The sequence below is a fragment of the Fictibacillus arsenicus genome, assembly GCF_001642935.1.
In the GTDB taxonomy this organism is placed as follows: Bacteria; Bacillota; Bacilli; order Bacillales; family Fictibacillaceae; genus Fictibacillus; species Fictibacillus arsenicus_B.
In genome coordinates, this window is sequence record NZ_CP016761.1 from 2,178,721 (window position 1) to 2,192,005 (window position 13,285).

A 13,285-nucleotide genomic window follows, 5' to 3' on the forward strand; every position below is an offset into this window, starting at 1 on the left:
TCAAATCAAGAAATACACTTAGATCAGCAGAATAAAGGAGTTGTTTTTTATGTGTGGGATTTACTGCTAAATTTGATGAAAGAGACTTAAAGCTTCCATTGGTATTAGAGAAAATTAATCAAGCAATCTCAACTGACCTGACGGAAGATCCAAATGTACTAGCCTTCTTTTATGGAGGGTCTGTTGCAAAAGGGAATGTGGATCTATATTCCGATTTAGATCTCCGAATTGTGGTGAAAAATGAACACTTCGAAGAATATAGACGAAACAAAAAGGAAAGAGCAAAAAGGTGGGGAGAGATTCTTTTTTACGAAGATTTCCCTTGGGCTGCCCATTCAGTTGCTCATTACACTGATTTTGTTAAAGTAGATTCCTTTTATTATAAGAAAGATGACTTGAAACCGTCTCTATATTTAAAAGAGGAAACCAAAATTATTTATGATCCTCATAAAATTGTGGAGAAAGTCTTACATGAGTCCAAAACTTTATCATATCAATTAACAGAAGAGGAGTTTGAGATATGGCGGGGTAAGTTCTTTGCCCATATGCATGAAGTGTATAGAAGGGTAAAGAGAGGAGAATTATATTACGCCTTGAGCTCTCTTGATATGCTGCGGTGGTCGATTGCTGCAGGATGGGATATGGAAGCGGACAGAAATCCTAACCAAATGGGAGTCTGGTCTAAATATGAAGGGAAAAGAAGCGATTTCGATCGCCAACAATTATCCCTTTTGGAAAGCTGGCATAGCGACCGGAATCCCGCTCGGATATTGGCTGTAATGGCATTAATCATTCCAGAATTTAAGAGGCTGCATTCAAGTCTTTGTAACAAATTATCGATAGAAGAAAATGCCGCATGGATTGATGAAATTATCAAAAAGGTCATCTGACATACGTATTAAACGGGGATAACGAACAGCGTTATCCTCTTTTTTTATTTTGCTCTTTTCTAAAAGATTGTTGTTTTTATTATTTTGCTCATCTCCTTCACTGACAAGTTGATTGGAGTGGAAGGTTCGAGACTCCTCGAAAATGAAAATCACATTTTCTTCGTGCGATGTAACGCTGTCGAAGCCTTCCTTGTCCTGCGGGACGAGCGGTCAGGTGAGACCACTCAAAGGCGCAAAGCGGCGAGGGGGCTCACCGCACGCCCCGCGGAAAGCGAAGCAACCTGGAACGGAAATCACCTACTTACAAGAGGAACAAAGTTTGCGAAAACTGCCTTTTTATTTTGAGTATTACCATCAACCGTTTTTCAAGTACAGGTTATGGGTATTATAAAAATATTTACTTCTCAAATTCTTAATACATAAGGGGAATCGATCATATGACAATTTCACCAGATCAACGTATCACTTTACACGGATTTAATAACCTGACAAAGTCATTAAGTTTCAATATGTACGATGTTTGTTTTACAAAAACTCGGGAAGAGCGGGAAGCTTATATAGAATATATTGATGAACAATATAACGCGGAAAGACTAACAAATATACTTCAGACTGTTTCTGACACCATAGGTGCTCACGTACTGAACGTGGCAAAGCAAGATTATGTTCCTCAAGGGGCCAGTGTTACTCTCCTTGTCTCTGAAGGCCCAGTCGTTGAGGTACCTACAGATTCATTTGATGATTCTGCAACTGCGATGCCCGAATCAGTAGTTATGCAGCTGGACAAAAGCCACCTTACAGTCCATACGTATCCAGAGTTCCATCCAGAAGAAGGGATTAGTACATTCAGAGCAGATATTGATGTATCAACTTGTGGTGAAATATCACCTTTGAAAGCATTAAATCATCTTATCAATTCTTTTGATACCGATATTGTTACGATGGATTACCGGGTACGGGGGTTTACGAGAGACATAAAGGGTCATAAATTATTTATTGACCATGACATTAACTCTATACAAAATTATCTTTCTGATGATATTAAAAACATGTACGACATGATAGACACTAATATCTATCAAGAGAACATCTTTCATACAAAATGCCGGTTAAAGGAATTTGATTTAAACAATTATCTGTTTGGCTACACCAAAGATACATTGGATTCAAGAAGTGTCGAAGAAATAACAGATCGCATTAAATCAGAAATGGATGAAATTTTTTACGGAAGAAATATAAAAAAATAATTTGTATGTATAGTTAAGGCTCCTGATTTTTTAACAGGGGTTCTTTTTTTGTCTATGAACTTTATGAACAAAAAGCTCATTATGCAGTTAAACTTCTTTTTTAAATATAGCGTGTTAAGATTATAAAAGATTGAATGAAAGCGCTACCAAAAAGGAGGATACATATGAAAAAAGTAAATTGGAAAAATTGGCTCTTAGCAGGATTCCTTATTCCTTCACTAGCAGCATGCAGTACGTCTGGATCCAGCGGCAATAGTGCAGGAGATTCAGATTATCCTAAAAAATCTATTACAGTTGTTGCTCCATCTGGTGCTGGAGGCGGCTGGGATTTAACTGCACGCTCTCTTACAAAGGTACTTGGGGAAACTAAATTGGTTGACCAAACCATGACAGTTGAAAACAAGCCAGGCGGTGGTGGAGCGGTTTATTTAGCTGAATACGCCACTCAGCACAAAAAAGATGATTATAAACTTTACGTAAATTCTCCTCCTATCTTGATTAATAATCTTAAGAAAGAAGGAAACAGCCCATATGGCTATAAAAACACTACGCCACTAGCTCAACTAACAAAAGATTTTGGAGCGATTGTAGTAAAAGAAGACTCAAAATATAACAGTATAAAAGATCTTATGGATGCAGTAAAAAAAGATCCAAAATCAGTTACTGCAGCAGGCGGATCTGCACCTGGGTCAATGGACCACTTAGTAGCTGTGCTGCCGGCTTATAAATCTGGAGTTGATCCTAAAACAGTAAAGTACGTTTCCTATGATGGAGGCGGAGAAGCTATTGCGGCTTTATTAGGCGGAAATGCAGACTACATCGCTACAGATGCTTCAGCAGTAGGTGAATTTTTAAAAGCAGGAAAAGTTAAAGTTCTTGGTATATCTTCTACCGAGAGATTAAAAGGAGAATTGGCAGAAGTTCCAACTTTTAAAGAAGAAGGCATTGACGCAGATTTTACGATATGGAGAGGTATCTTCGGTCCGAAAGAAATGTCAGACAGCGCAAAAGATTACTGGGCTAAAACTCTTAAAGACTTGAATGATAGCAAAGAGTGGCAAGCAGAGCTTGAACGCAACGGCTGGCAAGCTGAATTTAAAGATGCTGAAGAGTTTGCTTCATTTTTAGAAGAACAGGAAAAACAAGTTGAAGATCTATTAAAGTCATTAGGGATGAACAAATAGACTACAAATGGAGGAGTAAAAATACTTCTCCATTTGTATTAATACTAGTGTGCTAAAGGAGTCGGGTACATGATGTCAGGAAGTTTCGACCGATATGCAAGTGTGATTTTTGCTATAATTGGCGCTGCTTTTCTATTTGAAAGCAGGAATATAGCAAAGAGTGCCTATGGAAGTGAAGTAGGACCAAATGTCTTTCCATTTTTGCTTGGACTCATCCTTATTTTATTAAGTGTAAAGCTATTTCTAGAGTCATTTAAATCCGTTCAAAATAAAAACAATGATCGTGAAAAATTAATGATAAAAAGATTTTTAATCATACTGATAGCAAGTATTCTATATGCATCTTTACTTGAAACAATCGGTTATTTAATCAGTACATTCGTATTTCTTTTTGTTTCTTTTCAGACGATGGAAAAAGTGGAAAAAGGCGGATGGATTAAAAATGTGCTAATTGCAGGTGCTTTTTCATTTTGTGTCTATTATTTGTTTGTAGTTGTTTTAAAAGGCTCTTTGCCTGGACTGCCGATATGGTTTAGTTAGGAGGAAAAAGTATGGGCGTGATTGATTTTCTAATGCAAGGGTTTCATACAGCAATACAACCCGGAAACTTATTCTTTGCCTTTATAGGTGTATTGATCGGAACAGCAGTAGGAGTACTTCCGGGTATCGGTCCAATGAGCGGAGTTGCTCTGCTCATACCTGTAACTGCAACTCTAACTGGCGGGATGGAACCATCAGCTGCCGCTACAAGTTCTATTATTCTATTGGCAGGTGTTTATTATGGAGCGATGTATGGAGGTTCTACTACATCCATCTTACTTAATACCCCTGGTGAGTCATCTTCTGTTGTAACTACGCTCGACGGGTATCAAATGGCAAAACAAGGACGTGCAGGATCAGCGTTGTCGATTGCAGCCATCGGTTCCTTCGCAGCAGGTATTGTCTCAATTATTGGGCTAGCATTACTTGCAAATCCACTTTCTGAAATGGCATTAAAATTCGGACCTGCAGAGTATTTTTCACTTATGTTGTTAGGACTGGCTGCTGTAAGCGGTCTAGCAGGCGGTTCAATCACAAAAGCCTGGATGATGACTGTAACTGGACTGCTTCTCGCTACAATTGGTATTGATGCTGTATCTGGTGTTGCGCGTTTCACCTATGAAATTCCGGTACTTTTTGGCGGACTTGAATTTTTAACAGTAGCTGTGGGATTGTTTGCTTTAGGCGAAGTCTTCAAAACCATTCTTCATAAAGAAGATGACCAAGAAAAAGTTGCGAAAGTCGGGAGAGTAATTCCCTCCAAAACAGATCTTAAAGAGAGTGCAGGACCTATTGCACGCGGATCTATTCTCGGTTTTTTCATTGGTGTCCTTCCTGGTGCAGGTGCAACATTAGCATCCTTCTTTTCTTACATTGCTGAAAAAAAATTAAGCAAAACTCCCGAAAAGTTTGGGAAAGGTGCAATTGCTGGAGTTGCAGCGCCAGAGTCTGCGAACAACGCAGCTTCTGGAGGAGCTATGATACCGCTGTTGACACTTGGTATTCCAGGTTCCGGAACCACCGCTATCTTAATGGGTGCCCTAATCATGTACAATGTGCAGCCAGGTCCGTTATTATTCAGTGACCATCCTGATGTAGCCTGGGGACTCATCGCAAGTATGTTTATAGGAAATTTGATGCTTTTAATTTTAAACATGCCCCTCGTAAAGGTATTTGCAAAGATTATTGAAACACCTCCAAAATATCTGCTGCCCATAATTATTGCTATATCTGTTTTCGGAGTTTATGCGGTCCAAGTAACAACCTTTGATCTTTATTTACTGATTGGATTTGGATTAGCGGGTTATTTATTAGCGAAGAACGATTATCCGCTCGCACCTCTTGTACTTGGTCTTGTTTTAGGACCGATGATTGAGAATAATATGAGACGTGCATTAACTACATCAAATGGAGATTTTATAGTTTTTATCGAGAATCCTATCTCAGCTATTTTTCTTGTCTGTGCTGTATTATGGATTTTAGTACCTTTCTTGCTAAAGTTAAAAGGGAAAAATGTAGTTGTTAATGTAGAAGGATAAAACAAGAGTGAAAGAGAAGACTTTCTAAATCAGGAAAGTTTTTTCTATTTTCAGGGGGAAACAAATGAAACTGCAAACAAAGTTAATGATCATCAGCGGCTCCCTCATCTTTATAGTGGTCGTTATCTTAGCTCTTCTTTTTCAGGTGATGTTTGTAAATACGATAAAAGATCAGATCGGTCAAAGAGCGCTAAGTGTTGCAAATACGGTAAGCAGCAATCCATTAGTTATAGAAGCATTTGAAGAAGTTGATCCTTCTCAAAGAATACAGCCTTATGCTGAAGAAATAAGGAAGAAAACAGGCGCACAGTATGTTGTTGTTGGAAATAAGGAAGGAATCCGGTATTCTCATCCTCTTCCTGAACGCATCGGAAAAAAGATGGTAGGAGGCGATAATGAATTCGCCTTGTCAGGAGAACCAAGTATTACAGAAGCAACTGGCTCTCTTGGGCCAGCAGTAAGAGGTAAATCTCCCATTATAAACGATGAGGATAAAATCATTGGACTCGTTTCAGTTGGTTTTTTGACTACTAGTATCAATGAAATTATCTGGCCCTATAAATTAAAAATTTTACTTATTGGGATATTCACTCTTTCTTTAGGAATTATAGGATCCATATTGATAGCAAAAGGAGTTAAAAAAGCGACACACGGTTTGGAACCAAAAGAAATAGGTTTATTGTATAAAGAAAAAAGTGCTATTCTCGAAGCCATCAGAGAAGGAGTAATCGCAATCAACCGTGATGGTGATATAACGATGGTTAATCATACAGCATTACAGATGCTTGAAAGAGATACAGACGATTTAATAGGGAGCAATATATTAAAAGTTATACCAAACTCTAGACTCTTGGATGTTATATCAAATGGGAGCAGTGAGTTTGATGAACAAATGAAGCTTGGAAACAGCAATGTTGTAGCAAATCGTGTTCCTATTACGGATGATAGAGGTGATGTAATAGGTGCAGTAGCTACTTTTCGAAACAAAAACGAACTTTATAGACTTAATGAAGAACTGGCACAAGTTAAAGGATATAGCGAAGGCTTGCGGGCACAAACTCACGAATTTTCAAATAAATTGTATTTAATCTCAGGATTAATACAATTGGAGTCCTACCAGGAAGCTCTCGATGTTATATCAAAGGAATCAGATGTACATCAGAGCTTTGCTAAGTTCATCATGAAACGAATTTCTGATCCTTACATAGGAGGTTTGCTGATTGGGAAGTTTAATCGCTCAATCGAACTCAAAGTACCTTTTTCAATTGATCCATCAAGTACGTTTAAAGATATTCCTGAAACAATAGATAGACAATTACTTGTTACGATTATTGGGAATTTGGTGGATAATGCAATGGATGCTGCTGTTAAAAGCAAAGAAAATGAAAGTGGCGTTAAGATATGCCTTTCGGATATGGGAAATCAATTATTAATCGAGATTGAGGATGACGGAGAAGGAATTCCGCCTTCAATCGCTAATAAGTTATACCAAAAGGGATTTTCCACAAAAGGGTCTGACCGAGGTTATGGTTTATATTTGGTTCATCAATCTGTGGATCAATTAATTGGGGAGATTTTTTATGAAAGAACAAAAGGGAACTCGACCCTTTTTACAGTTATTATCCCGAAAGAATAGAGGTTAACAAATATCATGCGTTCATGGGAAATATTTATTGTAGAAGACGACATCCGTATCGCTGAGATTAACCGTAGATTTGTAGAAAAGATGGATGGTTTTTCCGTATGCGGCATTGCACTTAATGAAGAAGAAGCGAAAGAACAAATATCAATCCTTAAACCTGATCTAGTAATTTTAGACATCTATTTTCCAGATATGAATGGATTAGACTTATTACACTGGATTCGGAGCGAATTTCGTGGAATAGAAGTAATAATGGTAACAGCAGCTACAGAAGCTGAAACATTAAAAAATGCAATAGAAGATGGTATCTTTGACTATATTATAAAGCCTGTTATTTTTCAAAGATTTAAAGAAACCTTATTAAAATTTCATGAATATAAATTGTCCATTCAGCAAATAGCGGCTTCAAATGAACTAAACCAAAGTATAATAGATTCTATCTTAAAAAGGGAAAAGACAGAGAGTGAAACTTCTTACTTACCCAAAGGAATCGATCGAATTACATTAGATAAGGTCATATCAATTCTAACGTGTAATAAAATCGGCTACACAGCAGAAGACCTCGGTCAGCTGATTGGAGCAAGCCGTACAACCGCTAGAAGGTATTTAGAATACTTAGTCTCAGAACAAAAAGTATCTGCAGACATTTCATATGGTGGCGTAGGCAGGCCAGAAAGAATCTATAAATATACTAAATAAATCAAGTGATTACTTACATAAGCAATTTCTCATTAGAGGGGTTGCTTTCATTATGTTATAAAACTCGTAACAACTCTTGTGTTTAATGTATAATAACTGTTATAGATTCAAAGTTGAAAGAGAGTGAATAGAATGGGTCGTAAGTGGAATAACATTAAAGAGAAAAAAGCATCAAAAGACGCGAATACGAGTAGAATTTATGCTAAATTCGGCCGTGAAATTTACGTTGCAGCAAAACAAGGTGAGCCTGATCCTGAATCAAATCAGTCATTAAAAGTCGTTCTTGAACGAGCAAAAACATACAGTGTTCCTAAAACAATTATTGACCGTGCTATTGAAAAAGCAAAAGGCGGCTCAGATGAAAACTATGATGAGCTCCGTTATGAAGGCTTCGGTCCAAATGGTTCAATGGTGATTGTGGATACACTCACTAATAATGTTAATCGCACGGTAGCAGAAGTTCGGTCAGCATTTAATAAAAACGGCGGAAACATGGGAGTTTCCGGTGCTGTGGCTTATATGTTTGATGCAACAGCTGTAATTGGACTTGAAGGTAAGACATCTGATGAAGTATTGGAATTATTGTTAGAAGCTGATTTAGATGTACGTGATGTCATTGAAGAAGATGAAGCTGTGATCGTTTATGCAGAACCTGATCAATTTCATGCTGTCCAAGAGGTTTTTAAGAATGCCGGCATAACAGAATTTTCAGTTGCAGAGCTTACAATGCTTGCACAGAACGATTTGACCCTTCCTGAAGACGCACAAGTCCAGTTTGAGAAGCTGATCGACGCTTTAGAAGATCTTGAAGATGTTCAGCAAGTCTATCATAACGTTGATTTAGGAGAATAATAAGATGGAAACTGACTTGAAAGGAAAGAAATATGTCCTTGCAGAGTCAGTTTTTCTTTTTTGTGGTTAATTAAAAAGGGTGATCCTGTAAAAGTACTCTGTTTTGAGCGAAGAAATTGATTATTGAGCGTATCACATGAATGTTGAGCGGTAAGGGATGTATTCTGAGCGTAGAGGTGTGTGTTCTGAGCGTAGATAAATTTTTTTGAGCGAACGTGTAACAAATAAAAGAACACATACCGTAAATAGCTGATTCATCTACTACTTTTATTAAAAAGGCTGTTTCCCAATCTATGAGAAAAAAGCCATAAAAAACAGCAACCCTTATTTTGGTTGCTGTCTTATAATTAACATACAAATTGTAATGATAACAAAACCCATTAATGCTAGCAGCGGGATTGTAATAAAGCCAAGCCAGTTAATATATTGTCCCGAACACGGCACCCCTGAAGAACACGTTTCAAAAGCTTTAAGTGCGGGTATTTTTTGCAGTGCATAATGATAACCAGAAACAAACACCCCAAGGATTGATAACGGCAAAATATAGCGGGTTATTCTAAAATCTTGATGATAAAAAGCAATTCCTAACAAAATAACCATTGGGTACATAAGAATCCGCTGATACCAGCAAAACGTGCACGGTACAAATTGGAGTACTTCACTAAAATATAAACTTCCCAGAGATGCAATTACAGATGCCATCCAGGCGATCAACAAGGGTTTACTCGTCACCTTTATTTACTCTCCTTCGCCGCATCTTCAACCATTTTCTGAAGATCCCCAAATGAATTTCCTTCGAATTTTTTACCATTTACGAAAAGGGTAGGTGTTCCTGTTACTCCAAGGTCATTTACAAGCGCCTCATCGGTTTCCACTGCCTTTTCACTCGCATCATTTTCGAAATTTCCACTGACCTTTTTTACATTCTCATCTGTCGTAACTTCACTCAAAGTTTCATTTAAGAACTTCTCTGTGAAAACGTCTTTCCGCTCAAGACTTTGATCATCAGGCTGCTTTTCATAAAGCAGTTTATGAAATTTCCAAAAAGTCTCGTTTCCTAACTCTTTATAAACCGTTTCACCAAAAAGTGCTGATCTTTCTGAATCAACATTAATAAAGGGATAGTTTAAGAAAAAGAATTTAACTTTCCCTGTCTGTATAAGTTCTTTATCAATTAAAGGGAAGAAGGATTCATTGAAGTTTTTGCAGACAGGACATTTGTAATCTCCAAACTCTATGATATTAACTGGTGCATTTTCATCTCCTAGGTAAGGCTGGTTTTCATAGGTGATGGCGGATTCCTCAGTATTTTTATTAAAGCTGCCCGTCAACATAAAAACAGCTAGTCCGACTGTAACAATTCCTATAATTATAAAAAGCCAGACATGAGAATTACTCTTCTTTGATACTTTAACATTTGTATTTTTCTTTTTTTGTTTACCCATTGTTCACCTCAAAGTTTGTAGTTTCACTAAATTAAAAGAAGTTACTTTTATCGTAAACAATATAGCACATTTATACAATTGAAACGAAAATATATATAGTTTTTACCCCAGAAATATCGGAAAGGAACTTTATTCTATCACATAATAATATTGGTAAATAAAACCTGTATCCAAAGAGAAAATTCGGCAGTATAATTTTCTAGAAATTATACTATTATACCTTTGGGGGAACAGGGATGAAACACTTAGTAACACTGCTTTTAGCACTTAGTTTGAGCTTTGGAATTTTACCGATATCAGCTTTTGCTATTGAGCAAAATGATCAAGAGTTTGAAGCGTACTTAAAAGAGATCGGATGGGAAAAACAAGACTTTATCGATTTCATTGAAAACAAAGAATGGTACTTAGAAGATTTTGAATCCGTTGATGAGCTAGGAATGCCTCTAACTGAAGACGGAGTACAATCCGTTTTAAAGGATTTTGATTTAAGCCGGGAAGAGCTAAATGATTTACTCGTTGAATGGGGTGACATTGAAGAAGGACAAGATGTTCTAGACAGTCCTTACTTTTTATTCAATGAAGATCTTGAAACATCTGTAGATTTTTATTTAAACGGATGGGAAGGAACACCAATTGATGATGAAAATCTTCAGCAGCTTCTTGAAGAGTACAATCTTGAATCAGTAGAAGCACTTGAAGAACTATTAAAAGAAAATGATGACTCACTTGAAAGCTATGAATACATTGAAGATCTTCAGTGGGCTGTTGATTTTTACATCAATGGCGATGAATATATGGAAGATGAATTTGCAGATTTGTTTACCGAAATTGGTCTGACTGATGAAGAGATGGAAAAGCTTTTTGTACATCTTGAAACATTAAACTGGGAAGACCCAGCTTTCCTTGACAGCATGATGCTTCTTGGGGAAAGAATGATGGCTTTTGAAGAGTTTGAAACAGCGGATGAACTCACAGCTGAACAAATTGCGGAGATGCTCGCCATTTTTACAGAAATGAAGCAGCTTTTGCAGATTGAGACAAAATATTATCTTGTTGTAGAAGGTGAAAAGCAGCCGATATCTTTAGATACTTTAATGACAATGGATTCAACAAACGGTAATGACCTAGTTATGGATATATATAACACGAACGGCGAACTACTTCTTGATCTAGTATTAACAGCTGATATGTTTGGCTCTGAACTTATTCAGGAGACAGGAAAAGACATCCAGGAAGCTGAGAAAATAGTTACTGAAGCTCCACTGGCGGCTAAACCACCAGTTAAAACGATAAAGGGCGGAGAACTGCCGAAAACTGCTACCAATCATGTTGGGAACACCCTTGCTGGATTAGCAATTGCTGCCACTGGTATTCTTTTCTTCAGACGTTTTCGTGTTAAAGGAATCTAATCAATGAAAGATACAGAACTGAAAAGAAGCAAACTTCGGTTCATTCTTCTTACATTCTCTGTTTCATTTATCTTGTTTGGACTATGGTTCAGCACCACGAATGCTTTTAAGTTCGTGAAAGGCTATATGATTTTTAAAACAGATCAGGAAACAGCAGATGATTATCAATCTAATCCTGCTAATAATGTAAAGAAACAGAAAACAAATGATGCGTTGTATTCTGTACGTCCAAAAAAGGGTGAAAATATAGGAGAACTGATCATACCTAAGTTAGGAGCGTCACTTCCTATTGTTCACGGAACCGACGAAGAACAACTAGAAAAAGGGGTAGGACACTTTTCAAAAAGCGTTTTGCCAGGTGAAAACGACAATTCTGTATTATCCGGACACCGGGATACAGTATTTCGAAAACTTGGTGAAGTTGGAAAAGGTGACATGTTAGTAGTCGAAACGGAAGCGGGAAGATTTACGTACAAAGTGAAGAACGTAAGAATCGTCGACAAAGATGACCGTACCGTAATCGTTCCTAAACCACGAGCAACATTAACAGTCTCAACATGTTACCCGTTTGACTATATTGGAGATTCACCTGAGCGGTATATATTGGTCGCTAATTTAATCTCAGAGCAATTGAATAAGTAATAATTTTAAGCAGCTGAAGATTACATTCAGCTGTTTTTTTGTGCAATTCTTTAAACTGCTGTTTAACATCCCAATAAAAAAGGTATGTTTACAAAATAATGTATGAATGGTCTAAAAATATGCCCGTCTGTTACATACTTAGAATATCAACATGAAAGCCGGTGGTTGTGCAATGAAAAAAAGTTCCGTAATTATTGTAATATGTTTAGTAGTTTTATTAGCAGGTGCATTGTTAGTCAAATCTTTTAGTAAAGAAGAAATGGAAGTGACTGCCCTCGGTGACTCGTTAGCATATGGGTTAGGTGATACTGAGGATAACGGCTATATTGGGGATGTACAAGAGAGGTATGAGGAAGAAACTGATAAGAGGCTAGTTATGAATGATTACGGCGTGCCAAACGATACAAGCACCGACTTGCTCAAAAGGTTAAAGAATAAAGAAATTGCTGAGACCGCAAAGAACTCAGACTTTATTTTTATTAACATAGGGACAAATGATTTTATAAAAAGTACTGATCGATTAACTAAGTTTGATAAGAAAGAACTTCAAACGAATCAAGAAATTTATAAAGATAATTTAAACCAAATTATTAAGAAGGTTAAAGAAAAGGACTCAGCCAAAACCATTTATATTTTAGGCATATATAATCCAAAAGTAAAATATGCAGATATGTCAACAGTAAATGAAGCTATATTAAATTGGAACCGTTCAACCATCCAAGTTACGAAAGATCATCAAAATGTTGCTTTTATCAGGACTGATGATCTCTTTATTAATAAAAATAAGAAAGATTATTTCTCAGATAATCTGCATCCAAATGAAAAAGGTTATGCGCTGATTGGAAAGAGAGTATTCGACACAATCAAAAAGAATTCAAACTATAAATAGACAAATTTAGGGTTTCTTTTTATAAATGTTTGCCGTATAATTTTTGTTAACTTCATAAGCTCGTATAATCGCAGGGATATGGCCTGCAAGTTTCTACCAAACCCCCGTAAATGGGTTTGACTACGAGTGACGCAAACATTTCCTACCATCCTTATCTTGAGGGTGTATTGGGTTATTTCAGTTCCGTTTATTATACCGGAGGATTGCTTCACTCATTTAGAGAGAAGCGGTTCTCCGGTTTTTTGTATTTCAAAAATATTCATGACTGTTTCTCTAACTTTGATGTTCTTGAAAGTAGTTGATTTCCG

13 protein-coding genes and 1 riboswitch are annotated in these 13,285 nt (G+C 36.9%); of the genes, 11 read left to right on the forward strand and 2 right to left on the reverse strand.

Going from position 1 to position 13,285, the window contains the following annotated elements; genetic code table 11:
* The first annotated feature begins 53 nt into the window (after window positions 1-53).
* From ABE41_RS11230 to ABE41_RS11265, 8 genes are all read left to right on the forward strand, one after another.
* Entirely contained in the window at window positions 54-890 is an 837-nt protein-coding gene (locus tag ABE41_RS11230; RefSeq protein ID WP_066290173.1) for an aminoglycoside 6-adenylyltransferase, read from the forward strand.
* A 437-nt stretch (window positions 891-1,327) separates the two neighbouring features.
* The gene (gene speD / locus ABE41_RS11235; RefSeq protein ID WP_066290175.1) at window positions 1,328-2,137 is read left to right on the forward strand and encodes an adenosylmethionine decarboxylase; all 810 of its coding nucleotides are present in this window, start codon (window positions 1,328-1,330) and stop codon (window positions 2,135-2,137) included.
* A 164-nt stretch (window positions 2,138-2,301) separates the two neighbouring features.
* On the forward strand, window positions 2,302-3,321 hold the full coding sequence (locus tag ABE41_RS11240) for a Bug family tripartite tricarboxylate transporter substrate binding protein (RefSeq protein ID WP_066290178.1): 1,020 nt from the start codon (window positions 2,302-2,304) through the stop codon (window positions 3,319-3,321).
* A 72-nt stretch (window positions 3,322-3,393) separates the two neighbouring features.
* Complete coding sequence (locus ABE41_RS11245) at window positions 3,394-3,861, forward strand: tripartite tricarboxylate transporter TctB family protein (RefSeq protein WP_066294800.1); 468 nt, start codon at window positions 3,394-3,396, stop codon at window positions 3,859-3,861.
* An 11-nt stretch (window positions 3,862-3,872) separates the two neighbouring features.
* Window positions 3,873-5,399 carry a tripartite tricarboxylate transporter permease gene (locus ABE41_RS11250; protein WP_066290179.1) on the forward strand — a complete coding sequence of 509 codons (1,527 nt, stop codon included), beginning with the start codon at window positions 3,873-3,875 and terminating at the stop codon, window positions 5,397-5,399.
* Between the two features lie 64 nt (window positions 5,400-5,463).
* Window positions 5,464-7,035: an ATP-binding protein gene (locus tag ABE41_RS11255; protein WP_066290181.1), complete on the forward strand. Its 1,572-nt coding sequence runs from the start codon at window positions 5,464-5,466 to the stop codon at window positions 7,033-7,035.
* A gap of 15 nt (window positions 7,036-7,050) precedes the next feature.
* Window positions 7,051-7,740, forward strand: coding sequence for a response regulator (locus tag ABE41_RS11260; protein WP_066290185.1), 690 nt, complete (start codon window positions 7,051-7,053; stop codon window positions 7,738-7,740).
* Window positions 7,741-7,872: 132 nt separating this feature from the next.
* Window positions 7,873-8,592, forward strand: coding sequence for a YebC/PmpR family DNA-binding transcriptional regulator (locus tag ABE41_RS11265; RefSeq protein ID WP_066290193.1), 720 nt, complete (start codon window positions 7,873-7,875; stop codon window positions 8,590-8,592).
* A 324-nt stretch (window positions 8,593-8,916) separates the two neighbouring features.
* Here ABE41_RS11265 and ABE41_RS11270 read toward each other — a convergent pair whose 3' ends face one another.
* Entirely contained in the window at window positions 8,917-9,324 is a 408-nt protein-coding gene (locus tag ABE41_RS11270) for a disulfide oxidoreductase (RefSeq protein ID WP_083207773.1), read from the reverse strand.
* 2 nt (window positions 9,325-9,326) lie between these two features.
* A complete protein-coding gene (locus ABE41_RS11275) occupies window positions 9,327-10,037 on the reverse strand; it encodes a DsbA family protein (RefSeq protein ID WP_066290196.1) in 711 nt (236 codons plus the stop codon).
* A 236-nt stretch (window positions 10,038-10,273) separates the two neighbouring features.
* On the opposite strand from ABE41_RS11275, the gene ABE41_RS11280 reads away from it, so the two are divergent.
* The 3 genes from ABE41_RS11280 (at window position 10,274) to ABE41_RS11290 (ending at window position 12,977) form a co-directional block, all read left to right on the forward strand.
* Window positions 10,274-11,446 (forward strand): processed acidic surface protein, encoded by a 1,173-nt coding sequence (locus ABE41_RS11280; protein ID WP_066290200.1) that lies wholly within the window; start codon window positions 10,274-10,276, stop codon window positions 11,444-11,446.
* Window positions 11,447-11,449: 3 nt separating this feature from the next.
* Window positions 11,450-12,088: a class D sortase gene (locus tag ABE41_RS11285; protein WP_066290202.1), complete on the forward strand. Its 639-nt coding sequence runs from the start codon at window positions 11,450-11,452 to the stop codon at window positions 12,086-12,088.
* Between the two features lie 151 nt (window positions 12,089-12,239).
* Window positions 12,240-12,977 (forward strand): GDSL-type esterase/lipase family protein, encoded by a 738-nt coding sequence (locus ABE41_RS11290; RefSeq protein ID WP_083207774.1) that lies wholly within the window; start codon window positions 12,240-12,242, stop codon window positions 12,975-12,977.
* Between the two features lie 40 nt (window positions 12,978-13,017).
* Window positions 13,018-13,120, forward strand: a riboswitch (purine riboswitch).
* The last annotated feature ends 165 nt before the right edge of the window (window positions 13,121-13,285 follow it).

Bases quoted from the DNA above. Each gene is read 5' to 3' on its own strand.
- ABE41_RS11245 (WP_066294800.1), top strand. From the start codon at position 3,394: ATGTCAGGAAGTTTCGACCGATATGCAAGTGTGATTTTTGCTATAATT.
- ABE41_RS11285 (WP_066290202.1), top strand. From the start codon at position 11,450: ATGAAAGATACAGAACTGAAAAGAAGCAAACTTCGGTTCATTCTTCTT.
- ABE41_RS11240 (WP_066290178.1), top strand. From the start codon at position 2,302: ATGAAAAAAGTAAATTGGAAAAATTGGCTCTTAGCAGGATTCCTTATT.
- ABE41_RS11255 (WP_066290181.1), top strand. From the start codon at position 5,464: ATGAAACTGCAAACAAAGTTAATGATCATCAGCGGCTCCCTCATCTTT.
- ABE41_RS11280 (WP_066290200.1), top strand. From the start codon at position 10,274: ATGAAACACTTAGTAACACTGCTTTTAGCACTTAGTTTGAGCTTTGGA.
- ABE41_RS11275 (WP_066290196.1), bottom strand. From the start codon at position 10,037: ATGGGTAAACAAAAAAAGAAAAATACAAATGTTAAAGTATCAAAGAAG.
- speD (WP_066290175.1), top strand. From the start codon at position 1,328: ATGACAATTTCACCAGATCAACGTATCACTTTACACGGATTTAATAAC.
- ABE41_RS11290 (WP_083207774.1), top strand. From the start codon at position 12,240: ATGAAAGCCGGTGGTTGTGCAATGAAAAAAAGTTCCGTAATTATTGTA.
- ABE41_RS11265 (WP_066290193.1), top strand. From the start codon at position 7,873: ATGGGTCGTAAGTGGAATAACATTAAAGAGAAAAAAGCATCAAAAGAC.
- ABE41_RS11260 (WP_066290185.1), top strand. From the start codon at position 7,051: ATGCGTTCATGGGAAATATTTATTGTAGAAGACGACATCCGTATCGCT.
- ABE41_RS11250 (WP_066290179.1), top strand. From the start codon at position 3,873: ATGGGCGTGATTGATTTTCTAATGCAAGGGTTTCATACAGCAATACAA.